The organism is Nocardia sp. NPDC019323, from assembly GCF_044389845.1.
GTDB lineage: Bacteria > Actinomycetota > Actinomycetes > Mycobacteriales > Mycobacteriaceae > Nocardia > Nocardia implantans.
Map to the genome: position 1 here is coordinate 512,585 of NZ_JBIRYN010000004.1, position 23,664 is coordinate 536,248.

Below are 23,664 nucleotides of genomic sequence, written 5' to 3' on the forward strand. Positions count from 1 at the left end.
ACCACGGCGTTGCCAGCCCGGATGCTCGTGGTTGGCCGAAACAGCTCGAAACCGGATATTCGAACGATCTTCATCGTCGTAGCGCCGAGTTGTGGCGGCGACGACACCGATGCGGACCCGCACCGGTGTCCGGTACTCGAGGGGAGATTCGCGTGACCCACCGCCTGACCGATATCGATTGCGTGAGTGCCCGTGGGCACTCCGCGCTAGGGGGAACCCTGGCGATACAGGCGGTCTGGCGTTACGACCGTCCCGTCGATCTCGCGGCGCTGGAACATTTCCACGAGGCATTGCGGCACGGCAGACTGGGCCGAGCGGTCGCGCCCGCGACGATCCCCGCCGCCGGGGACCGGTGGACCACCCGAGTCGAATTCAGCCCGCTCGAGGTCGCGGACGAGCCCATTGCCGCAGGCGATCTGGAGGCCTGGATCGCCGAACAGGGGCACACGGAGTTGCGCACGTTCGGCGGCCCCGCGTGGCGTTTGGCGGCGACCCGCATCGACAATGGGGAAAGCGCGGTGTCGCTGCTGGTTTCGCACACGCTCGCGGACGGCTCCGCATTCTGCGCGGCGGTGACCGACGCCGTCGCGGACAAACGGCTCGACCTGTCCTACCGCACCGACGAGTTCGGCCGGATGCGCCTGCTGGCCGCCGACCTTCGCGACGCCGCGCGGCGGGCCCGCTCGTTCCCGTCGGCAGCCGGTCTGGCGCTGCGGTTGGCCGTCACCGGCCGCGGCGGGGCCGGGCCCTCCGAGGACGAGGCGCGCTTCCGGCTTCCCACCGTCACCGCGACGGTCCCGGCGCAACTCTGGCACGCGGCGGCACGGGCAAGAGGCGGAACCGGCACCACCTTGGCGGTGGCGATGATGACCGCCATCGCCACGCGGCTCGGCCGCACCGACGAGGCGGGCCGGGTTCGCATGATGATGCCGGTCAGCACCCGCACCGCCGACGACCTCAGGGCGAACGCGCTGACCTCGATCGCCTTCGAAGTGGACGTGCGCGACGGCGCACCGGCCGACCTCGCCGCACTGCGCGCGGTGATGAAGGAAAAGCTCACCGCGGCCGCCGCCGGCGGACAGGACGTGCCGCCGCTGGTTCCGGTCGCGGTGGCGCTGCCGCGCGGACGCTACGCCCACCTGGCGCGGCAGGCCGCCACCGACCCCATCTCCACGGTGTGCTCCAGCCTCGGCAAGCTCGACCCCGAGATTCTGCGCATCGACGGCCGCCCGGCTTCGGCGATGATGCTCGGCTTGGTCAATCAGAGCCTGAACTCGCCCCGCGTCGTGACCGAGCGCGGCGGCAACCTGTACGTCGCGCTGGTCGAGGCCGCCGACCAGATCGCGCTGCGCGTCATGGGGTACCACCCGCCCGCCTTGCTCGACGCCGGGCAGCTCAGCGAACTGGTGCGGACCGCGCTCGCCGAGCACGAGCTCACGGCGACCTTCTGGTAGCACCCCGATGCGGCCCGCTTGTCACCGCCATGTGGCACGATCGCGTTCGTGACCAGCAGACCCGCCGCCACACAGCACCTGCGGGACCTCGCGCGGCTGCGCCGCGTCCGCGACCGCATCGATCGGGAGTACGCGCGGCCGCTGGACGTGGAGGCGCTCGCGCGCGACGCGCACATGTCGGCCGGGCACCTCAGCCGCCAGTTCCGGCTCGCCTACGGCGAGTCGCCGTACTCCTACCTGATGACCCGCCGCATCGAACGCGCGATGTCGCTGCTGCGCCGTGGCGACCTCAGCGTCACCGAGGTGTGCTTCGCGGTCGGCTGCTCGTCGCTGGGCACCTTCAGCACCCGTTTCACCGAGCTGGTCGGCGTGCCGCCGAGCATCTACCGGCGCGAGGCGGGGCGCGCCACCGCGGGCATACCGTCCTGCGTGGCGAAACAGGTGACCAGACCGATCAGGAATCGAGAAGCGCCGGTTACCGAGCCGCAATTAGCCTGACTGCCATGGACATCACCATTCACGCGAGCTTCCTGCCGCACGACGACGCGGAGGCGGCCCTCGCCTTCTACCGCGACATTCTGGGTTTCGAGGTCCGCAACGACGTCGGATACGAAGGTATGCGGTGGCTCACCGTGGGCCCCGTCGGTCAGCCCGAGACGTCCATCGTTCTGCACCCGCCGGGCGCCGATCCCGGCATCACCGAGGACGAGCGTCGCACCATCACCGAGATGATGGCCAAGGGCACCTACGGCGGCATCCTGCTGGCAACCAAGGATCTGGACGGCGCCTTCGAACGGCTGGCGGCCAGTGACGCGGAGATCGTCCAGGAGCCGACCGAGCAGCCCTACGGCGTGCGCGACTGCGCCGTGCGTGATCCGGCCGGCAACCTGATCCGCATCCAGCAACTGCGCTGACCCGCCCGAAGCGAACTGGTTGAATCGAGCCCGGCGACGCCGAGGGAGACCGCCGCGGCGGCCCCCGCCAGAACAGATGGAGACACGATGAGCACGGCCACGACGACGGACACGCAGGCGCCCGCGCCGCACGCCGCCGACAGCCACGATCTGATCCGCGTGCACGGTGCGCGCGAGAACAACCTCAAGGATGTCAGCATCGAGATCCCGAAGCGAAGGCTGACGGTGTTCACCGGCGTCTCCGGCTCGGGCAAGAGCTCGCTGGTGTTCAGCACGATCGCCGCGGAGTCGCAGCGGCTGATCAACGAAACCTACAGCGCGTTCGTCCAGGGCTTCATGCCGACGCTGGCCCGGCCCGACGTCGACGTGCTCGAGGGACTGACCACCGCGATCATCGTCGATCAGCAACGTATGGGTTCCGACCCGCGCTCCACGGTCGGCACCGCCACCGACGCCAACGCCATGCTGCGCATCCTGTTCAGCAGGCTCGGGAAGCCGCACATCGGCTCGCCGCAGGCGTTCTCCTTCAACGTCGCCTCGATCAGCGGTGCGGGCGCGGTCACCACCGAGCGCGCCGGAAGGACCGTGAAGGAGCGTCGCAGCTTCAGCGTCACCGGCGGGATGTGCCCGCGCTGCGAGGGCAGGGGTTCGGTGTCCGACATCGACCTCACCCAGCTCTACGACGATTCCAAGTCGCTGGCCGAAGGCGCGTTCACCATCCCGGGCTGGAAGTCCGACAGCTTCTGGACGGTGCGGGTGTACGCGGAGTCGGGGTTCATCGACCCGAACAAGCCGATCCGCAAGTACACCAAGAAGGAGATGCAGGACTTCCTTTACAAAGAGCCCACCAAGGTGAAGGTCGAGGGCGTCAACCTCACCTACGAGGGCTTGATCCCCAAGATCCAGAAGTCCTTCCTGTCCAAGGACCGGGAGGCGATGCAACCGCACATCCGGGCGTTCGTGGACCGGGCGGTCACCTTCGCCACCTGTCCCGAGTGCGACGGCACCCGGCTCACCGAGGCGGCTCGCTCGTCGAAGATCGACGGGATCAGCATCGCCGACGCCTGCGCGATGCAGATCAGCGACTTGGCCGAATGGGTCGGCGGGCTGAACGAGCCGTCGGTGGCGCCGCTGCTGGCCGCGCTGCGCCACACGCTCGACTCGTTCGTCGAGATCGGGCTCGGTTACCTTTCGCTGGACCGGCCCTCCGGCACCCTCTCGGGCGGAGAGGCCCAGCGCACCAAGATGATTCGTCATCTCGGCTCCTCGCTCACCGACGTCACCTACGTCTTCGACGAGCCGACCATCGGCCTGCACCCCCATGACATCCAGCGGATGAACGACCTGCTGCTGCGGCTTCGGGACAAAGGCAACACCGTGCTCGTCGTGGAGCACAAACCCGAGGCGATCGTGATCGCCGACCATGTCGTCGACCTCGGTCCAGGGGCTGGCACGGCGGGCGGCACCGTCTGCTTCGAGGGCAGCGTCGATGGCCTGCGCGCGAGCGGCACCGTCACCGGCCGCCATTTCGACGACCGGGCCACGCTCAAGGCCACCGTACGGGAGCCCAAGGGCAAGCTGGAGATCCGCGGCGCGACAGCGAACAATCTGCGCGACGTCGACGTGGACATTCCGCTGGGTGTGCTCGTCGCCATCACCGGCGTTGCGGGCTCGGGCAAGAGCTCGCTGGTGCACGGATCCATCCCCGCGAGCGAAGGCGTGGTTGCGGTGGACCAGACGCCCATCCGCGGCTCGCGGCGCAGCAATCCGGCGACCTACACCGGGCTGCTCGAGCCGATCCGCAAGGCGTTCGCGAAGGCCAACGGCGTCAAGCCCGCGCTGTTCAGCGCGAATTCCGAAGGCGCGTGCCCCACCTGCAACGGCGCGGGCGTCGTCTACACCGACCTGGGCATGATGGCGGGCGTCGCCACCACCTGTGAGGAGTGCGAGGGCAAGCGGTACCAGGCGTCGGTGCTGGAATACCACCTCGGTGGCCGTGACATCAGCGAAGTGCTCGCGATGTCGGTGCTCGAGGCCGAGGAGTTCTTCGACACCGAGGCGGCGCGCACCCCGGCCGCACACGCCATCCTGCGCAGGCTCGCCGACGTCGGGCTGGGCTACCTCAGCCTCGGCCAGCCGCTCACCACGCTGTCCGGCGGCGAGCGGCAACGGCTCAAGCTGGCCACGCACATGGCCGACAAGGGCGGGGTCTACGTCCTCGACGAGCCGACCACCGGCCTGCACCTCGCCGATGTCGAGCAGTTGCTGGGCCTGCTCGACCGGCTCGTCGACTCCGGCAAGTCGGTCATCGTCATCGAGCACCACCAAGCGGTCATGGCGCACGCGGACTGGATCATCGACCTCGGGCCCGGGGCCGGACACGACGGCGGCCGGGTCGTCTTCGAGGGCACTCCCGCCGATCTCGTCGCCGCCCGCTCCACCCTCACCGGCGAACATCTCGCGGCCTACGTCGGCGCCTGAACGGCGCGCGGGAGCGGGTGGCCTGCGCGCCGGAACGCGGGACCTTTCCTCCGGCCGCGCGTCCGAGAACGAGCGGCCGGAGGGCAGCGGGTCAATTCCAGCTGTCGATCTTGACGTCGTCGGGATCCGGCGCGCCTTTGCCGGTTTCGATCAGCGACTTCAGGCTCAGCAGGAAGACCGCCCATTTGGTGCTGCAGTGGTGCATGAAGTCCACCGGTTCCCGCCAGCCTCGGTGCGTGAAGAGGACGGAGGTGTAATCGCCCTCCTGATCGAGACTCCAGTCCACCTGGGTGCCGATCCATTCCTCGGGTCCGCCGACCACCTCCCACAGCACGCGCTTCGCCGGGTCGAGTTCACGCACCCGCATGTCGAATCCACCCGCCGCGAAGCGGAATTCGAGCAGGCCGCCGACATCGCCGCCGTTTCCCTCGGTATCGGTCGTCCACCACCCGGACAGTCCCTCGGTGGTGGTCAAGGCGGCGTAGACCTCGTCCACCGGCGCCTCGATGCCGACTTTGTGCAGGATGTCCACCATGTTCGATTCCTTTCACTGTTGATCTTGTTTGCGCTGAATCGCCTCCGCGATGCGCTTGATCCGCCGGAGCCTGGCGTCCCACGCCGCCCCCACCGAGGACAGCTGGGCCACGGCGCGAGCGAGTTGGGCCTCGTCCACCCGGTACCGCCGCTCGCGCCCGGCGGGCGTCGCGTGCACCAAGCCGACCCGGTCGAGCACGCCGAGATGTTTCGCGACCGCCTGCCGGGTCACCGGCAGGCGCTCGCTGAGGCTGGTCGCCGTGCCATCCCCCTCCGCGAGCAGCAGGTCGAGCATCCGCCTGCGCGTCGGATCCCCGATGGCCGACCACAGGTCGTCGTCGACGGCGGCGGTCACGGCGTCGACACCAGCCGCGCGATGTACTCCCCGAGCCGGGGCACGAAGGTGTCCCACCCGGTGGTGTGGTCGCGGTAGAGCTCCTCGAGCTTCGCGGCTTCCCAGCCCATCTCCCGGAAACCGGTCTCGGTGAGCCGAATCCTGGTACCAGCACCGGACGGCGTGAGCTCGAACGTCACCAGCAGCGAACCGGCGGGGTCGTCGACCACTCCGCCCGGATGGCACCAGCGGAACGAGAACACCCGGGGCGGCTCGGCGCGCTCCACTTTGATCGGCGCGACCTGGGCCCGGTCACCCCAGACGAGTTCGCCGACGGCGCCGGGAGCCGCGCTGAACTCGGCGTCGTCGCTCCACCACTGCGAGATGTGCTCCGGGCTGCTGACCACCTCGAAGACCACCTCGGGCGAGGCGTCGACGTGTATCTCCCGTTCGATGCTGCCGTACTCCATCATCGCGACCTCCAATATGCAACGTTTGGTTGCATATGACGCTAGTCGACGGCCAGTCATCACGCAACTATTGGTTGCATATCCTCGCGAGCTCCAACCAAGTCCTCCTTGTCTGCGACACATGCGACATTTATAGTTTTTTCGTCGCACCACGAGAGAGGGGTCGAGGATGACCGCACATCTTGAAGCCGTGCCGGACGAGGCCACGCAGGAGGACCCGCGGCTCGGACCGGGCACGCTGCTCTGGCGCTACCTCGGTGACCTGCGACTGTTCCTGGTCGCCGCGCCGTACGGCATGTTGGAGCTGATGCATCCCGCGGTGGGGGCCGGCGTCACCGAACACTCCGACTTCTTCGGCGATCCCTGGGACCGGGTCCTGCGCTCGATACCCGAGATCATCGGCACCGTCTACGACCCCGTCGAACGCGGCACCGGTGCCCGGGTCCGCGACTACCACCGCGACATCCGCGGCACCGATGCGCACGGGGACCGGTACCACGCCCTCAATCCCGAGACCTACTACTGGACCCACGCCACGATGGTGCAGGCGGTCATCGACATCGCCGACGTGTTCGGCGACGGACTGACCGGCGCCGAACGCGAGCAGCTGTACCAGCAGAGCAAAACCTGGTTCCGGCGATACGGCGTCAGCGACCGGCCGATGCCCCCCGATTACGCCGGCTTCCAGCGGTACTTCGACGACATCTGCCGTGACGTGCTGGAAGCCACCGAGTCGGCGCGCTGGCTGACCGATCGGCTCCGGTTCACCAGCGACATGCGGCTGCCGTATCTGCCGCAACCGGTCGAACGGCTGCTGCGGCCGGTGATCATGTCCGAGTACCGGGTGATCACCGCCGCCATGCTGCCCGAGCCGGCCCGCGACAAACTCGGCCTGCGCTACAACCGGGCCGATCAGGCCCACTTCCGCGCCGTCGCGACGCTGATCCGCAACGCATGGCCTTTGATTCCGGAACCCCTGCGCTACCACCCCCGGGCGCGCGCGGGCATGCGCCACGCCCGGGCGGTCGGGCAGGATTAGGTCCATGCGCAGTGCCCGGCAGACGAACGCCGCCTTCGATGTCGACCGGCTCGCGGCAGGCATCGAAGGCGACCCGCAGGCCACCCGGATCATCGACGCGGCCCTGGCGGAGTTCCGCGACCACGGCATCGACCGGGTCCGCATGGAGCACATCGCCCGCCGCGCCTGCCTGCACCGCGCCACCGTCTACCGGGCCTTTCCCAGCAAGGACCTGCTCGTCACCACGGCCTTGACCGTGTGGCTGCGGCGCGTCCTGTCCGGGATCACCACGGCCGTAGCCGACCACACCGACGTACGCGACCGCGCGGCAGAGGGCTTCGCGATCGCACTGCGCACGCTGCGCACGGATCCGCTCACCAACCGCATCCTGCTCGCCGACGAAGGCGGCCAGCCCTTCGTCATCACCTACGGCGCGACGCTCCTCGCCGCCGCGCGCGCGTTCTTCGCCGAACAACTCCGCCGCGCCGACGACATCGGCGACATCGATCCCGACGCGTCCGCCGAGATCGCCGCGCGCCTGTCCCTCACCCTCCTGCTCATTCCGGACAGCTACTTCTCGCTCGATACCGACGAAGAAGCCCGCGCCTTCGCCCGTCACCACCTCATCCCCACCGCCATTCGCTAGCGGCGACCGCGTCCGTACCGGCATCGACCGCTTCCGACTTCCCGGCAGGTGGCATTCGGATCACGAGAGCACCGTTAGAACACGGGCTTTCGGGGCAAGTCTCCACCTTGTGACCGTCCTGCCGCGCCAGAGCCTTGCCGTCCCCGCCGGAACGCACCGCGCCTTCGTGTTTCGAGACGCCGGGGTGGTGATCGGTAATGTCGGACACGTGAGTAGCTGGGTGCGCCGGAAGTTCCACGGCATCGGACGAATCGATCGAGCGATCGGCGGAGCGGTCGCCGAACTGCCCGCCTCGGCGGTCGACCACGGTTTGCTGCGGCTCACCAGCAGTGCGAATTTCAGCGGACTGTGGCTGACCATGGCGACATTGCTCGCCACACGCCAAGGCGCGCCGCGGCGGGCCGCGCTGCGCGGTGTCGTCTCCGTCGCCGGAGCGAGTCTCGTAGTGAACGTCGGCCTCAAGTCGCTGATCGCGCGGCGCAGGCCCGCCGCCGAACTCTTGCCGGTGCACCGGCGACTCGTCCCGACCCCGAGGTCCTCCTCGTTCCCCTCGGGCCACAGCGCCTGCGCCGCGGCATTCGCCACCGCCGTCGCACTCGAAAGCCCGCGTACCGCACTGGTTGTCGCCCCGTTGGCCGCCACCGTCGCCTACTCGCGGGTGCACACCGGCGTGCACTGGAGCTCCGACGTGCTCGTCGGTGCGGCCGTGGGTTCCGGTGTCGCCCTGGCCACGCGTCGCTGGTGGCCCGTGCGCGAATCCGATGAGGCGCAGGCCCGTCCGGTCCGCGAAGTGCCCGTGCTGGTGGAGGGCAAAGGCCTTGTGGTCATGGTGAATCCGATGTCCGGCGACCCGAATTACGATCCAACCGACGACGTCGTCGACGCCCTGCCCGCCGCCACCGTGCTGCGCACGCGACCCGATCTGGACTGCGCGCAGCAACTCGAGCAGGCCATCGCCGAGCACGGTGAACCGGTGCTCGCGGTCGGCGTCGCCGGTGGTGACGGCACGGTGGCCGCGGTGGCCGCGGTCGCGTTGCGCCACGAGCTGCCGCTGGTCGTGATCCCCACCGGCACGCTCAACCACTTCGCCCGGGATCTGGGCGTCTACGACCTGCGCGAGGTGATCGATGCGACCGGCGCGGGCGAGGCGGTGGCGGTGGACATCGCCGCCGTCGAATGCGAGGACGACACCGGCTCCCGCACCCGGCACCTGATCAACACCGCCAGCCTCGGCGCCTATCCGGACCTGGTGCAGCTGCGCGAGAAGTGGCAGTCGCGCTGGGGCAAGTGGCCCGCCTTCGCCGCCGCGCTCGTGGTCACCCTGCGCCGGGCCGAGCCGATCGAGATCTGCCTGGACGGGCAGTGGCGGCGAGTCTGGTTCCTGTTCGTCGGCAACGGTCCCTACCACCCGCACGGCGCGGTGCCCGCCTTCCGCGACCGGCTCGACGCCGGGCTGCTCGACATCCGCTGGCTGCGGGCCGACCTGCGCTGGTCGCGCACCCGCGCCGTGCTGGCGCTGCTGCTGGCGGCGATCGGCCACAGCAAGGTCTACGGTGAACGCCAGTTGCCGGAACTGCTGGTGCAGGTACCCACGCCGCAAGCGCTGGCGACCGATGGTGAGGTGGTCGGCACAGCCACCCGGCTGCACTTCGCCATCGCCGGACAGCTCGCGGCCTACCGCCGGGACGAATCCAATCCGCTCTGGGCCGACCGCAGCCGTCCGCACCACCGCCGGGCGCCCTGGCTGCGCGACGTCTTCCGAACCGGGCGGCCGTTCCAGCGGCGAGCGGGCGAGGACTGAGCGAACGCGCGTTACTTCATCGAGCGCAGCAACCCGAGGTCCGGCTCCAGCGCGCCGTCCTGCCCCAGCGCCAGGAAGTCCGCCTCGACCGCATCGCGCGCCAGCGCCCCGGACCGCACCGCGTGGTAACGCACGACCGACCAGAGGAAGACATCCAGGTCGTCGAAGCGGGTGCCACCCTCGACCACTTCCTCCTCGTGGAACCAGAGCGCGACCTGCCCGTTGGTGAGCACGACGTACAGGTTGCCGCCGCCGTCCGCGCCGATCGAGTAGACGTCGTCGTCGGTGAGCTCGGTTTCGTAGTCGGAATCCCTTATACCGCAATCATTTCCGGCGAAGTCGAAACCATAGGACCAATCGTGGATGTCCAGGAACTGCGGCATCCGCCCGGACCGCACCCTGCGGTCGAACGCAGCCAGCGCCGCCGCGGACGCGGGCGCCAGGCGCTGGAGAAAGGGCGCCACCGGCCGGGTCTGCTCCGGCACGACGACCGGCGGGCGATCGGCGAACCATCTCGCCAGCTCGGCGTCCAAGTCACGTTCGACGTATCCGGCCAGGTCGGCACGAGTAAGTGTCATCGCCGGATCCTACGGCCCCGCAATGGCATTCGCTGAACGCCGAGAACCAGCCCGTTGCGTGCGCCGGACCGCCCTGCACCGAAGGAAGCTCGACCCCGGCCGACGCCTCCGTCGGCACTAAGCTCCTGCAGCTATGGCACTCAGCGCGACACTGCATACCTTCGCCGTCCAGTTGGCCGACGTCGATCGAGGCGTCTACCAGGAGCTGGAGTTGCGGGTGGCGCGGCATCCGTCCGAATCCGCGGAGTTCATGCTGACCCGGGTGCTCGCCTACTGCCTCGAATACGAGGAGGGCATCGCCTTCAGCGACGGTGGCGTCTCCGCGACCGACGAGCCCGCCGTGCTGGTGCGCGACCTCACCGGACGCCTGACCGCCTGGATCGAGATCGGCGCACCCGACGCGGAGCGGGTGCACCGAGGCAGCAAACTCGCCGACCGCGTCGCCGTCTATACCCACCGCGACCCGGCCAAGGTACTGGCGCAACTCACCGGCAAGCGCGTGCACCGCGCCGAAGCGATACCGCTGTACAGCTTCGACCGTGAATTCATCGATGCCGCCGTCGCCGCGACCGAACGCCGCAACGCCATGACCGTATCCGTCACCGAGCGTCTGCTGTACCTCGACCTCAACGGCACCGCGCTGAGCGCACCGATCCACGAGCACCGGCTCACGTAGGTTTCGATCCGTTCGTTGGCGAAGGACGGATTCGACCGGTCATCGGATCCGGCCTTCGCACTCTCCGAATTCGGCTCCCGTCGCGAAGCAGTCGTACAGCCCGCTCTGCACGTCGCCGCTGGTGGGAGGCTCGCCGCACAGGAGACCGCAGCGCTGATAGTTCGGAACGGCGCTGCCGTCGGGCCGGTGGCAGGTATCGCTGTCACAGGTGTAGTCGCGGGTGTGGGGATCGCGAGGGATCGGGCCTCGGCTGTAAGACCACACGAACGCGTCGGTGTTCTGCACCTGTGTGCAGTAAACCGTCCGGCCGTCGGCGAGGTGGCCCACCGCGCCGTGCTCCTGGCAGTAGTCGTTCAATGCGACCGTCGAGCTCGCCGACCCGCTGCCGGGCGACAACGGTGCGGCAGCCGATGTCGCGAACATCGCGGCCAGAAGCGTCCCCGCCCCCACACAACCCACCAGAACACGGCGCCCCACCCCCCGCTCGCCTGACCGAGGCATCCTTCCCTCCCTTCCTCCGAGTCCAGCGGACTATACGCTCCGCGCCGGTTCCCCACGAGTGGCACACCATCGAGACTTCTTCTCGCATTTCTCCGCAGCCATGTGCCACTCACGGGGTGTCAGAAGAGGAAGTAGCGCTGGGCCATGGGGAGGGAGGGGGCGGGGTCTTCGTGCCAGACCTCGCCGTCGATGCGGACGGTGAAGGTGTCGGGGTCGACCTCGATGCGCGGCATGGCGTCGTTGTGCGGCAGGTCCGTCTTCCGCACGCCACGGACGTCGCGGACCGGCACGAGTCTGCGCCGGACCCGCAACCGGTCGGCGAGGCCGTCCTCGATCGCCTGCTCGGACACGAAATGCAGCGAGGTCGCGGCGGCGGCCGCCGGGGCGGCGCCGAACATGGGGCGCGGCAGCACGGGCTGCGGCGTGGGAATGGAGGCGTTGGCGTCGCCCATCGCGGCCCAGGCGATCGCGCCGCCCTTGAGCACGGCGTGCGGGCGCACGCCGAAGAACGCGGGCTCCCACAGCACCAGATCGGCGAGCTTGCCCACTTCGACCGACCCGATCTCGTGGTCGAGGCCGTGCGCGACGGCCGGGCAGATGGTGTATTTCGCGATGTAGCGTTGGACGCGCGCGTTGTCGGCGGCGCCGTCGCCCGGCAGCGCGCCGCGGCGGCGCTTCATCACGTGCGCGGTCTGCCAGGTGCGCAACACGACCTCCCCGATGCGGCCCATGGCCTGCGAGTCGCTGCCGATCATCGAGATGGCGCCCAGATCGTGCAGCAGGTCCTCGGCCGCGATGGTGGAGGGGCGGATCCGGCTCTCGGCGAAGGCCAGATCCTCCGGGATCGACGCGCTCAGGTGGTGACACACCATGAGCATGTCCAGGTGCTCGTCGAGGGTGTTGATCGTGTGCGGGCGGGTCGGGTTGGTGGAACTGGGCAGCACGTTCGGATGGGCGGCGACGGTGATGATGTCGGGCGCGTGCCCGCCGCCGGCGCCCTCGGTGTGATAGGCGTGGATGCCGCGGCCCGCGATCGCCGCGAGGGTGTCCTCGACGAAACCGGCCTCGTTCAACGTGTCCGAGTGCAGCGCCACCTGCACCCCCGCCGCGTCGGCCACGGTGAGGCAGGCATCGATCGCGGCGGGGGTCGAGCCCCAGTCCTCGTGCAGCTTGAAGCCCGACGCCCCGGCCCGCAATTGCTCCCACATCGCCTCGGCGCTGACGGTGTTGCCCTTGCCGAGCAGCACGATGTTCACCGGCCAGCCGTCGGTGGCCTCCAGCATGCGCGCCAGATGCCACGCGCCGGGCGTCACGGTGGTCGCCTTGCTGCCCTCCGCCGGACCGGTGCCACCGCCGATGAGGGTGGTGATGCCGCCGCCGAGCGCCTCCTCCAGCAGCTGCGGGCAGATGAAATGCACGTGACAGTCGATCGCGCCCGCGGTGAGGATGCGGCCGTTGCCGGAGATGATCTCGGTGGACGGCCCCACGACCAGGTCGGGATGCACCCCGGACATGGTGTCGGGGTTGCCCGCCTTGCCGATCGCGCTGATCCGCCCGTCCCTGATGCCGACGTCCGCCTTGACGATTCCCCAGTGATCGATGATCACCACGCCCGTGATCACGGTGTCGGGAGCGCCCTCGGCGCGCGTCGCGCGGGATTGGCCCATGGATTCCCGCAGGACCTTGCCGCCGCCGAACACTGCCTCGTCGCCCGCGCGGCCGGGTCCCCCGCTGCGGTCCTCGGTGATCTCGATCAGCAGATCGGTGTCGGCCAAACGGATCCGGTCGCCGGTCGTCGGTCCGAACAATTCGGCGTATCGCGCCCGGCTCAGCTCACTCATCGCGTCCTACCTCCCCGCACCGAGTCCCGCGCCGGTCATCGAGACGGCCCGGCGGTGTCCGGCTGATCCCGTGCACCTCGCGGGCGCCGCCCAGCGGCACCAGCCGCACCCGTTGCGCGAGACCGGGTTCGAAGCGCACCGCGGTACCGGCCGGGATGTCGAGGCGGTGACCGTGCGCGGCCGTTCGATCGAACTCCAGGGCCGCGTTCGCCTGCGGGAAGTGCACATGACTGCCGACCTGCACGGGGCGGTCGCCGGTATTGATCACGTCGAGTTCGATGCGCGCGGCGCCGGCGTTCAGTTCGACGACGCCCTCGGCGCAGAAGTATTCGCCGGGGATCACACCGCGCCTCGATCCGTCCCGGGGGCGCTCGCGAACCGCATCCCGCCCGCCTAACCGATCGGGTGGTGCACGGTGACGAGCTTGGTGCCGTCCGGGAAAGTCGCTTCGACCTGGACCTCGGGGATCATCTCCGGCACCCCTTCCATCACGTCGGCGCGGGTGAGGACCGTCCGCCCGGAGGACATCAGCTCCGCGACGGTGCGGCCGTCGCGCGCGCCTTCCAGCACGTGGTCGGTGATCAGCGCGACCGCCTCGGGATGGTTCAACGCGAGTCCGCGCGCCCGCCTGCGCCGGGCAAGCTCGGCGGCGTAGCTGAGCAACAGGCGCTCCTGCTCGTGCGGTGACAGTCGCATCCTGGCTCCTCACCGGTTCACCGTGACGGGTGAGGCACATTCTGGCACGCCCGTTCCGCCGCCGCCGGTCGAGCGGTCAGGACCGATGCGGCAGATTCTGCAATCGCACCTGCCCGCGGGCCACGGTGCGGCCCTGCTCATCGGTGATGACGACCTGCCACAGTTGCTGCAGCCTGCCCCGGTGCAGCGGCGTCGCCTCCCCCGTCAGAGTGCCTTCGCGCACCGCCCGCAGGAAATCGGTGTTGTTGTTGACCCCGACGACCGTGCCTCGGTCGCCGAACCAGATGCCGCCGGCGATGCTGGCGAGCGTCTCGATGACGGTGCAGTACACGCCGCCGTTCTGGATACCGGCGGGCTGGTAGAGATGCGGTTTCACGACCCACTCGCCGCGCACGCGCTCCGGGCTCAGCTCGGTGTAACGCAGGCCGATCAGATCGGCGAAGGTGCCTTCGCTGTAGGCGTTCATCTGCTCGGGTGTGACATCCGCCAGCGAGCCGAACTGACGGGTTTCCTGCTGTGTCATGTACTCACTGTCGCACAGCGCCCGGACCAGGCCGTCGCGGCCTCACCCGCCCGCCAGCGTGACCGTCCGGCCGTTCAGCGGCTGGGTCGGCCGGTTGCTGTGCGCGAACAACGTCCGGTACCGGTCGGCGTCGGCCGGGGCCACCGCGACGGGATTGCCCAGCACCGTCCACGAAACGCCCTCGCTGCACGGCGGGGTGGTGAGCGAACCCTGATAGCGGTATTGGTCGGTCGCACCTGGCAGCATCGCGCGCAGATCGATCGGGCCCGGCACGACGGTCTCGGCGTCGACGGCCCGCGGCGCGACCGAGAGGATCGGCGCGAAGGCCGACGGTCCCGGCGCGGCGCGCAGCAGCACACCGAGCACGGCCACCGCGCCCGCCGCGCTCTTGTGCACGAAGTGCGCTTCCATCGTCGTGCCCACGCCGTCCACGGTGTGCTCGCTGGGCAGGTGGAAGTGGAATTGCACGAGTTCGTACGGAACACCGTCGACGACGATGCGATTTCCATTTCCCGCTGGAAGATTCGCCTGCACCGTGTGCCCGTTGTTCCGCAGCGTCACAGCCGGGGCCGCGTGATAGTCGATGGTGATGTGCTCGGACGGCTCGAGTTTCGCGTGACCTGGCAGGTCGACGGGCGACTGCTGGTGGCCGCTCTTGCAGGTCAGGTAGTCACGATCCAAGTCGGCCCAGTGATCGGGGCCTTCGGCGTCGTAATCCCAGTGCGGCGCAGGGGTGCTTCGCGCCCGCTGCTCACCGAATCCGCAAGCGGGCACGGCGAGCAATGCGACAGCGGTGAGCACGGCAGCGATCGAACGGCGGCGGGACGATCTGCGGGTGGACAAGCTGACAGCCTCGAATTCCGTTGAGCCGTCGTGCGTCCGGTCCGCGACGGCGGGCATCGGCGCGGCCTCGGAGGTGGCGCGCCGATGGGCGCGACACGGCACCGGGCCGGGTTCCCCGGTGCGGCGGTGGCCGGGCGAGGACGGCCGGACGACGAATACCCCTGCTGTACAGGGGGTTCGCGATCGTGTCGGCGTCAGCGTAGAACCAGGGCCGGACGGCGCGCCAGAGTCGGCGACGCACTTCACAGACGGACAGAGCGGCGGGCCCCACCGGAGGTGGAGCCCGCCGCGGCAAGGGATCGGGGGTCACCGCAGCCCTCGGGACGCTCACGCGATCCGTACGCCGGATCCGAGTATAGGTCAGGCTTACCTAACTAAGCAACCGCCCGACCGCCGCACGGGCAGCCCGCGCTCGGCCATCGCCGCCAGCAGGGCCTGGCCGCGGCGCGCACCGGCGACGGAATCGGTCCGCGCCAGATCGGGCACGTAAGCCGAAGCGCCCGCGACGGATTCACCCACCAGGGACCAGAACCGCCGTGCGCTCAATCCGGAGCAGCGCGTCAGGTTCCGCTGGACGACGGTCAACGCGGACTCGCAGCGATGCGCGAGCCAGACGGACATCGCCTCCGGGCACGGCAAGGCGACCACACCGGGTCCACCCGCCAGCGGATCGCCGTCGACCACGCGAATCGTGGTGTCGGACAAACCCGCCCAGTCGATGCCGCCGTCGTTGTCCGTGTGGATCCAGAGATTCTCCAACCCGGGGTCCCATGCCCGACCCTCCGCGACGAGCAGCGCCACCACCCGTCCGGCGATCGCATGGATCAGCGCCGTGGCAACCACTTCCGCCGCGATGTCGGCGCTGATCATCTCCGCGGCATGCCTGCGGTACATGAGTTCGACGCGACCTTCGCGCACTCCGTCCGCCAGTTGCCACCAGCGGCGCTTACCCTGCTCGGCGATCGCGGCGACGGCATAGACCCGTGGATGCTCCGGCTGCAGCGCGCGCAGCCGGGCACAGGCGCGTCCGAACGCCGTCGTCGAGCGATGTGGCGTGGTGATGAGCTCGGTCATCGAACCTCCTCGGGGATCGGCTCCGTCGCGCGGCGCGGCGGACATTCGGCCGTGCCCGTCCGTACAGCGAAAGATAGGTTAGGCTTACCAGACCTAGCAACCGTATCGATGATTTCAGGAGCAGTTCGTCGCCGTGACCTCTCTTGCCACCGTGAGGCGGCGACGTCTTTGCGGACTCCTCGTCTCGACCGTCCTACTGCTGCTAGCCGTGCTCGCCGGTGTCGCGGTGGGCGCGCGCTCGCTCGCACCGGGGACGGTGTTCGACGCTGTGCAGCACGCGCTCGCCTGCCCGAGCGGACCCTTCACCTGCGCGGCCGGTTCCACCGAGGAAGAGATCGTGCGCGGACTGCGCCTGCCGCGCACCGCGTTGGCGCTGGTCTGCGGCGCGGCGCTGGGAACAGCGGGCGCGCTGGTACAGGGGTACACCCGCAATCCGCTCGCCGACGCCGGGTTGCTCGGACTGAACGCGGGCGCGGCGTTCCTCGCCGCGCTGAGCGTGTACCTGTTCGCCTTCAGCGCACCGGAGCAATACATCTGGTTCGCGCTCACCGGCGCGCTGATCGCCGGGGTGGCGGTGTTCGCGACCTCTTCGGTGGGCGGCGGCAAGGCGAGCCCGCTGACCCTCGTGCTCGCCGGCGCGGCGGTCACCGCCTTCCTGCAGGCCATGACGAACGCCGTCGTGCTGTTCGACGCCGCCGCGCTGGACACCTACCGATTCTGGGTGATCGGCACCGTCGCGGGCCGCGACGCCGCGGTGTTCTGGCAGGTGCTGCCGTTCCTGGCCGCAGGGATGCTGCTGGCGGTGCTGGCGGCGCCGGGATTGAATCTGATCGGCCTCGGCGACGACGTGGCGCGCGGGCTCGGCGTGCATGTCGGCCGCAGTCGCGCGCTCGGACTCGCGGCCGTCGTGCTGCTGGCGGGCGCGGCGACGGCGGCGGCCGGGCCGATCGCCTTCCTCGGCCTGGTCGTTCCGCATCTCGCGCGGGCGATCACCGGACCGGATCATCGCTGGCTGATTCCCTATTCCGGGCTCCTCGGCGCGTTGCTGCTGTTGATCGCCGATGTGGCGGGCCGGGTGGCGGCTCGCCCCGGTGAGCTGGAGGTCGGCGTGGTGGTCGCCGTGCTCGGCGTTCCGTTCTTCCTCGCGTTCGTGCGCAGACGAAAGCTGGTGAACCTGTGACGATCTCGCTGCGCACCACGGGTGCGCGACCCGCGCTGCGCGTCGGGCCGGTGTCGACGGTGCTGCGACCGCGGATGATCCTGATCATCGCCATCCTGATCGCGCTGGCGCTCGCGCTGTTCTGCCTGGACATCGCGGTGGGCGAGTCCCACATGCCGCTCGGACGCGTGCTGGAGGTCCTGACCGGCGGCGGTACCAGAGCGCAGCGGTTCATCGTGCTGGAATCCCGGCTGCCGCGCGCGCTCACCGCGCTCGTGGTCGGCCTCGCGCTCGGGCTGGCCGGCGCGATCACCCAGTCCATCCTGCACAACCCGCTGGCCGCACCGGACATGCTCGGCATCACCTCGGGCGCGAGTTTGGGCGCGGTCGCCGTGCTGGTCGGCACCGGCGGCGCGAGCACCGGGCTGGCCGCCTCGGTCGGCGCGCCGGTGGCGGCGCTGGCGGGCGGCCTGCTCACCGCGGTCGCCATCTACCTGCTCGCCTGGGGACGCACCGCCACCGGCGGGTACGGCGCGACCGGGCTGCGGCTGGTGCTGATCGGCGTCGGCGTGAACGCCCTGCTGACCGCGGCGATCAGCTGGCTGCTGACCCGCGCCAGCCTGGCCGATGCCCAGCGAGTGCAGTTGTGGCTCAACGGATCGCTCAACTCGGCCGACACCGCGCACCTGACTCCCGCGGCGATCGCCGCGGGGATCGCCGCGCTCGTCGCGCTCGCCGCCGCCCGCACGCTCGCCGCGCTGCGCCTCGGCTCCGACACCACGCGGGCGCTCGGCGTGCGCGTCCAGACCCAGCAGGCCATCCTGATCGCGGCTGCCGTGGTGGCCGCCTCGGTGGCCACCGCCGCCGTCGGGCCGGTCGGCTTCGTCGCCCTCGCCGCGCCGCAGATCGCCCGCCGCCTGCTGCGCACGCCGGGCGAGCCGCTGGTCGGCTCCGCGGTGGCCGGGGCCATCCTGGTGGTCGGCGCGGATGTCGCGTCCCGCACGGTGTTCCCGGTCGACCTGCCCCTCGGCGTGGTGACGGCGGCGTTCGGCGGGCCGTTCCTGCTGTACCTGCTCGTGCGTATGAACCGGAAGGCGACGCTGTCATGACGATCGCAGACCTCACCCCTGCCGCCACCGAGCGGGCGAGCGCTCCCGGTCACCGGCTCGGCGCCGAGGAGGTCACCCTCGGCTACGGCGATCAGGTGATCGTGAACGGGCTGAGTTTGACCATCACTCCGGGTGTGATCACCACGGTCATCGGGCCAAACGGTTGCGGAAAGTCCACCCTGTTGCGCTCGCTCGGCCGCCTGCTGCGCCCCCGGGAAGGCCGGGTGATGTTGGACGGCAGAGCCATTTCGACGATGAAGACCAAGGACGTCGCCCGCATCGTCGGCATGCTGCCGCAGTCGCCGGTTGCCCCGGAAGGGCTCACCGTCGCCGATCTGGTCGCCCGCGGACGTCATCCGCACCAGTCCTGGTTCCGGCAGTGGTCGGGCGCCGACGAATCCGAGGTGACGACGGCGCTGGAACAAACCGGGATCGCCGACCTCGCCGACCGCCCGCTCGACGAGCTGTCCGGCGGCCAGCGTCAGCGGGCCTGGATCTCGATGGCGCTGGCGCAGGGCACCGACATCCTGCTGCTCGACGAGCCGACCACCTACCTGGATCTGGCGCACTCCATCGAGGTGCTCGACCTGGTGGACCGATTGCACGCCGATCTCGGGCGCACCGTCGTCATGGTGCTGCACGATCTCAATCTCGCGATCCGCTACAGCGACCAACTGGTCGTCATGCACGCCGGGCGCGTCGTCGCCGCGGGCGCGCCGGGCGAGGTGGTGTCGGCCGAGCTGCTGCGTGAGGTCTTCGACCTGGACGCCAGGGTGCTCGAGGACCCGGTGTCGGGGCGGCCGATGATCGTCCCGATCGGCACGCGGCACGTGCGTGGAAAAGTGGGCGGACCGGCTGCCACACCGCCCGAGACCGCGCCGTATGAGAAATGACACACCAGCTACTCCATAGTTACGACACCCCGTAGTACGCATCCTCGTCGTTGAGTCCCTAAAATTAGGGAATGGCAGGTCTTGGTGAACTCGAGAAAGCGGTCATGGATCAGTTGTGGTCGGCCGACGAACCACAAACGGTCCGGCAGGTGCACGAGGCGCTCGCCGCACGCCGTGAGCTCGCGTACACCACGGTGATGACCGTGCTGCAACGCCTCGCGAAGAAGAATCTCGTGGTGCAGCGGCGCGACGACCGCGCCCACCGTTACGCGCCGGTGCACACGCGCGACGAACTGGTGGCGAGTTTGATGGTCGACGCGCTGCAACAGGCCGACGCGGCGGGCAGCCGCGCCGCGGCACTGGTGCACTTCGTCGAACAGGTCGGCAAGGACGAGGCTGCCGCTCTCCGCGAAGCACTCGCTAAGCTCGAAGCAACCGAGGACTCGGCGCCGCCGCCGCAGTAGACTCCTCGGGCGCCCTGGCCCCACAACGCAGTGAGCTGAGTCGATGAACGCAACCGCGCCGGTATTCGCCGGACTGGCATTGCTTCTCGCGGGGCCTGCCCCGGCCTTGCTCAGCCGGGCGACCTGGACCTATCGGACGCCTCGGGCAGCGCTGGTGCTCTGGCAGGCCATCGCGCTCGCCGCCGTGCTCAGCGCGTTCGGCTCCGGGCTGGCCATCGCCGCCGAACTGCTGGTCCCCGGCCCCGACGGCCGCCCGACCACCGCGCCGACCAGGGAGATCGACGCGCTGGGGTTGCCCTTGTGGCTGGCGTACGTGTTCGTGTTCGCGCTCACGCTGCTGATCGGCGCCCGGTTGATCTACGCGATCATCCGGGTCGGCGTGCACACCCGCAGGCGGCGGGCGCGGCACCGCATGCTCGTCGATCTGCTCGACCAGAGCGGTCCGCACCGGCGCGCGGCCGACATCAGGGTGCTGGCCGCCACCGAGCCGATCGCCTACTGCCTGCCCGGCCTGCGCCAGCGCGTCGTGCTCAGCGAGGGCACCCTGACCAATCTGGCCGACGCCGAGGTCACCGCCATCGTCAGCCACGAGCGTTCGCATCTGCGGGCCAGGCACGATCTGGTGCTGGAGGCGTTCACGGCCGTGCACGAGGCGTTCCCCAGGGTGGTGCGCAGCAAGGCCGCGCTCGGCTCGGTGAAACTGCTCATCGAGCTGCTCGCCGACGACTCGGCGGTCAAGGTCACCGGGCCGAAACCGCTGGCCCGCGCTCTGGTCGCCTGTGCGAAGTCCACCGCGCCGCAAGGCGCGCTCGCCGCGGGCGGTCCCACCACGCTCATCCGCATCCAGCGGCTCAGCGGCCGGATCGGCGACATCCGCATCGCCACGGCCGCCTATCTGGGATCGGCCGCCATCCTGGTGGTGCCGACGCAGGCGGTGGCCGTACCCTGGCTGGTGGAACTGAGCCGACTGTTCCACGGCTGACTTCCCGGCGCGTATCCTGGAGCTTCGGCCCGTCTCCGGTCGGCCATCCTCTTCGCTCCACCCGGCGCGCGTCATCGCTCGCGCCACCGCGCGGTGAAACCGCATCGCGCGCCGCTCTCCATCCCACCGAACAGCGCGTTCCGCGTGGAACCCGCCGTGCGACGAAAGGCACATCCTCCTCGTGACCCCCTCGACCACCGTCGCCGCGGCGCCCCCCGCGACCTTCGCGGATCTGGGCCTGCCCGCCGTGCTCGTGCAGGCACTGCGACGCGACGGCATCGAGATGCCGTTTCCCATCCAGGCCGCGACGACGCCCGACGTCCTGGCGGGCAAGGACGTACTCGGCCGCGGACCGACCGGTTCCGGCAAGACCTTGGCCTTCGGCCTCCCGATGCTCACCCGGCTGGCGGGGCGGCCGGCCAAGCCGGGCCGCCCGCGCGGCCTGGTCCTGGTGCCGACCCGTGAGCTGGCCGCGCAGATCGAGCGGGCGCTGGACGAACCGGCGCTCGCGCTGGGCCTGCGCGTGGCCTCGGTGGTGGGCGGCGCCCCGATCAAACGCCAAGCCGACCGGCTCGCCCGCGGCGTCGACCTGCTGATCGCCACACCGGGACGGCTCGCCGACCTGCTCGCCCAGAAATCCGCCGATCTGTCCGACGTGACGATCACCGCGCTGGACGAGGCCGACCACATGGCCGACATGGGCTTCCTGCCGCAGGTGACCAAGCTGCTCGACCGCACGCCGCGCGACGGTCAGCGCCTGCTGTTCTCGGCCACGCTGGACGGCGAGGTCGACAAGCTGGTCAAGCGTTACCTGCGCTCCCCCGTCACGCATTCCACCGCGCCGCCGTCGGCCTCGGTCGCCACGATGTCGCATCACCTGCTCTACGTCGGCGACAAGGTGACCAAGCGCGCGGTCGCCACCGAGATCGCCGCCCGCGAGGGGCTGACCATCATGTTCGTCCGCACCAAGCACGGCGCCGACCGGCTCGCCAAACAGCTGCGCGCGGCAGGCATCCCAACGGGCGCGCTGCACGGCGGCAAGGCGCAGAACAACCGCACCCGCACGCTCGCCGCGTTCGCCGACGGCTCGGTGCCGGTGCTGGTCACCACCGATGTCGCCGCCCGCGGCATCCACGTCGACGGGATCTCCCTCGTCGTGCACGTCGACCCGCCGCCGGAGCCGAAGGCGTATCTGCACCGGGCCGGGCGCACCGCCCGCGCGGGCGAGGACGGCGTGGTCGTCACGCTGGTCATGGACGAAGAGCGCCGCGAGGTGGAGGCGATGGCCCGGAAGGCGGGTGTCGAGGTCGACGGGGTCGCGGTCCGTCCCGGCGACCGCGCGCTGGTGGAGATCACCGGCGCCCGCCGTCCGTCCGGTGTCCCCGTGGTCCCGGCTTCCGCCGCGCCCGTGGCCGCCCAGGCGCCCGAACCCGCACGCCGCCGAGCGAACCGGCGCTCGGAGACAGCTCCGGCCGGTGGTCGCGGCGCCGGTGCCGTGAAGCAGTCCCGATCGGGCTCGGTCTCGGGCCGTGGTGAATCGGTCACCGCGCCGGGACGCCGGCGCGGCCACGCGAAAGTCGCCGGGAAGCCCGCCGCGGGCAACACCGCCGGATACGGTGCGAGTTCGGGCGAGGGCGCGTCCACCCGCCGTTCCGGCGCGGCGGGCGGATTCTCCGGACGCGCCGCGGCTTCCGGCTCCGGCGACACGCCGGGCCGGCCCCGGCGACGCGCCGTGCGAGCCCAGCAGTCGCCACAGCGGGGCAATCGCGGAGCAAACTAGAAGGTGTCGACCCACGCGGCAGCGGCCGTCCTCTGCGCATTGCTCGCGGCGCTGCTGTTCGCGGTCGCCGCGGTCGCACAACAGCACGCTGCTGCCGCGGTGCCGGAGGACGCGTCGCTGATCCGCTCGCTGCTGCGTACCCCGCGCTGGTGGGCTGGGGTCGTCGGCGACGCGGGCGGATACGGCATGCAGGTCCTCGCGCTCGCGTTGGGGGCGGTGCTGCTGGTGCAGCCGCTCCTGGTGAGCGCGCTGGTGTTCGCGCTGCCGCTGTCGGCCCGGCTCAACGACCGCCGCGTCGCGCCGCGCACCTGGGCGACCGCGCTCGTGCTGGCCGCCGCGCTGGCCTGCTTCCTGCTGGTCGGCAATCCGACCGAGGGTGATACCAACGCGCCCCTGCGCGAATGGCTCGTGCCGCTGGGCATCCTGCTCGGATTGATCGTCGCCGCAGCGGTCGGTGGGATCGCCGCGCGTGATCCGGCGTGGCGCGCTCTGCTGATCGGGGCCGCGAGCGGGGCGCTCTACGGACTGGCCGCCGCGCTCACCGACTACGTCACCGATCTGTTCGAGCACGGTCTCGGCGACGTGCTGAGTGGCTGGCAGACCTGGGCGCTGGTCGGAGCAGGCGTCACCGGCGTCTATCTCCAGCAGCGCGCCTATCAAGCGGGGCCCCTGACCGCGTCGCTGCCCGCCGTCACGGTCGTCGAGCCACTGGCCGCGGCGTTCATCGGCATCGCCGTGCTGGACGAGCGGTTGCGGACGGACACCGCGGGACTGGTCGTCACCGCCGGTGCGGTGGTCGTGATGGCCGCCGCGACGATCATGCTCTCCCGCTCGCAAGCCGCCGCCTGAATCCACGGGTGCGGCGGCCCCCGCGCGGTGCTCGCTCGGCCCGA

The 23,664-nt window shown here is 70.3% G+C and carries 26 protein-coding genes; 15 read left to right on the forward strand and 11 right to left on the reverse strand.

The window, feature by feature from the left end:
- Nucleotides 1-152: 152 nt before the first annotated feature.
- From ACH49X_RS19015 to ACH49X_RS19030, 4 genes are all read left to right on the forward strand, one after another.
- Nucleotides 153-1,454, forward strand: a complete 1,302-nt coding sequence (locus tag ACH49X_RS19015; RefSeq protein ID WP_357208781.1) for a hypothetical protein — start codon at nt 153-155, stop codon at nt 1,452-1,454.
- 48 nt (nt 1,455-1,502) lie between these two features.
- On the forward strand, nt 1,503-1,952 hold the full coding sequence (locus ACH49X_RS19020) for a helix-turn-helix transcriptional regulator (RefSeq protein ID WP_357208782.1): 450 nt from the start codon (nt 1,503-1,505) through the stop codon (nt 1,950-1,952).
- Between the two features lie 5 nt (nt 1,953-1,957).
- The gene (locus ACH49X_RS19025) at nt 1,958-2,368 is read left to right on the forward strand and encodes a VOC family protein (protein ID WP_195079029.1); all 411 of its coding nucleotides are present in this window, start codon (nt 1,958-1,960) and stop codon (nt 2,366-2,368) included.
- An 87-nt stretch (nt 2,369-2,455) separates the two neighbouring features.
- Entirely contained in the window at nt 2,456-4,849 is a 2,394-nt protein-coding gene (locus ACH49X_RS19030; RefSeq protein WP_195079028.1) for an ATP-binding cassette domain-containing protein, read from the forward strand.
- A gap of 91 nt (nt 4,850-4,940) precedes the next feature.
- On the opposite strand, the gene ACH49X_RS19035 is transcribed toward ACH49X_RS19030, so the two are convergent.
- From ACH49X_RS19035 to ACH49X_RS19045, 3 genes are read right to left on the reverse strand one after another with little or no spacing between them, the layout of a single operon-like run.
- A complete protein-coding gene (locus tag ACH49X_RS19035; RefSeq protein ID WP_195079027.1) occupies nt 4,941-5,384 on the reverse strand; it encodes an SRPBCC domain-containing protein in 444 nt (147 codons plus the stop codon).
- A 12-nt stretch (nt 5,385-5,396) separates the two neighbouring features.
- Nucleotides 5,397-5,738 (reverse strand): metalloregulator ArsR/SmtB family transcription factor, encoded by a 342-nt coding sequence (locus tag ACH49X_RS19040; protein ID WP_067810800.1) that lies wholly within the window; start codon nt 5,736-5,738, stop codon nt 5,397-5,399.
- The gene (locus tag ACH49X_RS19045; RefSeq protein WP_195079026.1) at nt 5,735-6,187 is read right to left on the reverse strand and encodes an SRPBCC family protein; all 453 of its coding nucleotides are present in this window, start codon (nt 6,185-6,187) and stop codon (nt 5,735-5,737) included. Before ACH49X_RS19045 ends, ACH49X_RS19040 begins: the two co-directional genes overlap by 4 nt.
- Before the next feature lie 169 nt (nt 6,188-6,356).
- Between ACH49X_RS19045 and ACH49X_RS19050 the strand changes: the two genes are divergently transcribed.
- The 3 genes from ACH49X_RS19050 (at nt 6,357) to ACH49X_RS19060 (ending at nt 9,652) form a co-directional block, all read left to right on the forward strand.
- Nucleotides 6,357-7,226, forward strand: coding sequence for an oxygenase MpaB family protein (locus tag ACH49X_RS19050; RefSeq protein WP_195079025.1), 870 nt, complete (start codon nt 6,357-6,359; stop codon nt 7,224-7,226).
- Between the two features lie 4 nt (nt 7,227-7,230).
- The gene (locus ACH49X_RS19055) at nt 7,231-7,851 is read left to right on the forward strand and encodes a TetR/AcrR family transcriptional regulator (RefSeq protein ID WP_195079024.1); all 621 of its coding nucleotides are present in this window, start codon (nt 7,231-7,233) and stop codon (nt 7,849-7,851) included.
- A gap of 208 nt (nt 7,852-8,059) precedes the next feature.
- Nucleotides 8,060-9,652 (forward strand): phosphatase PAP2 family protein, encoded by a 1,593-nt coding sequence (locus ACH49X_RS19060; RefSeq protein ID WP_357208784.1) that lies wholly within the window; start codon nt 8,060-8,062, stop codon nt 9,650-9,652.
- Between the two features lie 11 nt (nt 9,653-9,663).
- Here the strand turns inward: ACH49X_RS19060 and ACH49X_RS19065 are convergent, their stop codons facing one another.
- Nucleotides 9,664-10,230 carry a hypothetical protein gene (locus ACH49X_RS19065; protein ID WP_357208786.1) on the reverse strand — a complete coding sequence of 189 codons (567 nt, stop codon included), beginning with the start codon at nt 10,228-10,230 and terminating at the stop codon, nt 9,664-9,666.
- A 133-nt stretch (nt 10,231-10,363) separates the two neighbouring features.
- Here ACH49X_RS19065 and ACH49X_RS19070 point away from each other — a divergent pair, with 133 nt between their 5' ends.
- Nucleotides 10,364-10,906 carry a YaeQ family protein gene (locus ACH49X_RS19070; RefSeq protein ID WP_195079022.1) on the forward strand — a complete coding sequence of 181 codons (543 nt, stop codon included), beginning with the start codon at nt 10,364-10,366 and terminating at the stop codon, nt 10,904-10,906.
- Nucleotides 10,907-10,945: 39 nt separating this feature from the next.
- On the opposite strand, the gene ACH49X_RS19075 is transcribed toward ACH49X_RS19070, so the two are convergent.
- From ACH49X_RS19075 to ACH49X_RS19105, 7 genes are all read right to left on the reverse strand, one after another.
- The gene (locus ACH49X_RS19075; protein WP_357208788.1) at nt 10,946-11,329 is read right to left on the reverse strand and encodes a hypothetical protein; all 384 of its coding nucleotides are present in this window, start codon (nt 11,327-11,329) and stop codon (nt 10,946-10,948) included.
- A gap of 197 nt (nt 11,330-11,526) precedes the next feature.
- Nucleotides 11,527-13,248, reverse strand: a complete 1,722-nt coding sequence (locus tag ACH49X_RS19080) for an urease subunit alpha (protein ID WP_195079020.1) — start codon at nt 13,246-13,248, stop codon at nt 11,527-11,529.
- On the reverse strand, nt 13,241-13,591 hold the full coding sequence (locus tag ACH49X_RS19085; RefSeq protein WP_195079019.1) for an urease subunit beta: 351 nt from the start codon (nt 13,589-13,591) through the stop codon (nt 13,241-13,243). The genes ACH49X_RS19080 and ACH49X_RS19085 overlap by 8 nt, the downstream gene beginning before the upstream one ends.
- Before the next feature lie 50 nt (nt 13,592-13,641).
- Nucleotides 13,642-13,944, reverse strand: coding sequence for an urease subunit gamma (locus ACH49X_RS19090; protein WP_195079018.1), 303 nt, complete (start codon nt 13,942-13,944; stop codon nt 13,642-13,644).
- Between the two features lie 76 nt (nt 13,945-14,020).
- Nucleotides 14,021-14,410, reverse strand: a complete 390-nt coding sequence (locus ACH49X_RS19095) for a PaaI family thioesterase (protein ID WP_323124109.1) — start codon at nt 14,408-14,410, stop codon at nt 14,021-14,023.
- A 99-nt stretch (nt 14,411-14,509) separates the two neighbouring features.
- On the reverse strand, nt 14,510-15,268 hold the full coding sequence (locus ACH49X_RS19100) for a carbonic anhydrase family protein (protein WP_323124097.1): 759 nt from the start codon (nt 15,266-15,268) through the stop codon (nt 14,510-14,512).
- Nucleotides 15,269-15,676: 408 nt separating this feature from the next.
- On the reverse strand, nt 15,677-16,384 hold the full coding sequence (locus tag ACH49X_RS19105) for a hypothetical protein (RefSeq protein ID WP_195079016.1): 708 nt from the start codon (nt 16,382-16,384) through the stop codon (nt 15,677-15,679).
- 208 nt (nt 16,385-16,592) lie between these two features.
- On the opposite strand from ACH49X_RS19105, the gene ACH49X_RS19110 reads away from it, so the two are divergent.
- The 7 genes from ACH49X_RS19110 to ACH49X_RS19140 all read left to right on the forward strand — a co-directional run bounded on the left by ACH49X_RS19110 (nt 16,593) and on the right by ACH49X_RS19140 (nt 23,620).
- Nucleotides 16,593-17,564 carry an iron ABC transporter permease gene (locus ACH49X_RS19110; protein ID WP_357208789.1) on the forward strand — a complete coding sequence of 324 codons (972 nt, stop codon included), beginning with the start codon at nt 16,593-16,595 and terminating at the stop codon, nt 17,562-17,564.
- Nucleotides 17,561-18,652, forward strand: a complete 1,092-nt coding sequence (locus ACH49X_RS19115; protein ID WP_323124099.1) for an iron chelate uptake ABC transporter family permease subunit — start codon at nt 17,561-17,563, stop codon at nt 18,650-18,652. Before ACH49X_RS19110 ends, ACH49X_RS19115 begins: the two co-directional genes overlap by 4 nt.
- Nucleotides 18,649-19,545: an ABC transporter ATP-binding protein gene (locus ACH49X_RS19120; protein WP_357208791.1), complete on the forward strand. Its 897-nt coding sequence runs from the start codon at nt 18,649-18,651 to the stop codon at nt 19,543-19,545. The genes ACH49X_RS19115 and ACH49X_RS19120 overlap by 4 nt, the downstream gene beginning before the upstream one ends.
- Nucleotides 19,546-19,616: 71 nt before the next feature.
- Nucleotides 19,617-20,009, forward strand: coding sequence for a BlaI/MecI/CopY family transcriptional regulator (locus ACH49X_RS19125; RefSeq protein WP_039797864.1), 393 nt, complete (start codon nt 19,617-19,619; stop codon nt 20,007-20,009).
- Nucleotides 20,010-20,052: 43 nt separating this feature from the next.
- Nucleotides 20,053-20,991, forward strand: coding sequence for a M56 family metallopeptidase (locus tag ACH49X_RS19130; protein ID WP_039797863.1), 939 nt, complete (start codon nt 20,053-20,055; stop codon nt 20,989-20,991).
- Nucleotides 20,992-21,172: 181 nt separating this feature from the next.
- Nucleotides 21,173-22,771: a DEAD/DEAH box helicase gene (locus tag ACH49X_RS19135; RefSeq protein ID WP_357103459.1), complete on the forward strand. Its 1,599-nt coding sequence runs from the start codon at nt 21,173-21,175 to the stop codon at nt 22,769-22,771.
- A 3-nt stretch (nt 22,772-22,774) separates the two neighbouring features.
- The gene (locus tag ACH49X_RS19140) at nt 22,775-23,620 is read left to right on the forward strand and encodes a DMT family transporter (RefSeq protein ID WP_195079012.1); all 846 of its coding nucleotides are present in this window, start codon (nt 22,775-22,777) and stop codon (nt 23,618-23,620) included.
- The last annotated feature ends 44 nt before the right edge of the window (nt 23,621-23,664 follow it).

Coding starts and splice junctions, on each gene's coding strand:
- ACH49X_RS19025 (WP_195079029.1), top strand. CDS start 1,958: ATGGACATCACCATTCACGCGAGCTTCCTGCCGCACGACGACGCGGAG.
- ACH49X_RS19030 (WP_195079028.1), top strand. CDS start 2,456: ATGAGCACGGCCACGACGACGGACACGCAGGCGCCCGCGCCGCACGCC.
- ACH49X_RS19035 (WP_195079027.1), bottom strand. CDS start 5,384: ATGGTGGACATCCTGCACAAAGTCGGCATCGAGGCGCCGGTGGACGAG.
- ACH49X_RS19045 (WP_195079026.1), bottom strand. CDS start 6,187: ATGGAGTACGGCAGCATCGAACGGGAGATACACGTCGACGCCTCGCCC.
- ACH49X_RS19050 (WP_195079025.1), top strand. CDS start 6,357: ATGACCGCACATCTTGAAGCCGTGCCGGACGAGGCCACGCAGGAGGAC.
- ACH49X_RS19055 (WP_195079024.1), top strand. CDS start 7,231: ATGCGCAGTGCCCGGCAGACGAACGCCGCCTTCGATGTCGACCGGCTC.
- ACH49X_RS19065 (WP_357208786.1), bottom strand. CDS start 10,230: ATGACACTTACTCGTGCCGACCTGGCCGGATACGTCGAACGTGACTTG.
- ACH49X_RS19070 (WP_195079022.1), top strand. CDS start 10,364: ATGGCACTCAGCGCGACACTGCATACCTTCGCCGTCCAGTTGGCCGAC.
- ACH49X_RS19075 (WP_357208788.1), bottom strand. CDS start 11,329: ATGTTCGCGACATCGGCTGCCGCACCGTTGTCGCCCGGCAGCGGGTCG.
- ACH49X_RS19080 (WP_195079020.1), bottom strand. CDS start 13,248: ATGAGTGAGCTGAGCCGGGCGCGATACGCCGAATTGTTCGGACCGACG.
- ACH49X_RS19090 (WP_195079018.1), bottom strand. CDS start 13,944: ATGCGACTGTCACCGCACGAGCAGGAGCGCCTGTTGCTCAGCTACGCC.
- ACH49X_RS19095 (WP_323124109.1), bottom strand. CDS start 14,410: ATGAACGCCTACAGCGAAGGCACCTTCGCCGATCTGATCGGCCTGCGT.
- ACH49X_RS19105 (WP_195079016.1), bottom strand. CDS start 16,384: ATGACCGAGCTCATCACCACGCCACATCGCTCGACGACGGCGTTCGGA.
- ACH49X_RS19120 (WP_357208791.1), top strand. CDS start 18,649: ATGACGATCGCAGACCTCACCCCTGCCGCCACCGAGCGGGCGAGCGCT.
- ACH49X_RS19125 (WP_039797864.1), top strand. CDS start 19,617: ATGGCAGGTCTTGGTGAACTCGAGAAAGCGGTCATGGATCAGTTGTGG.
- ACH49X_RS19130 (WP_039797863.1), top strand. CDS start 20,053: ATGAACGCAACCGCGCCGGTATTCGCCGGACTGGCATTGCTTCTCGCG.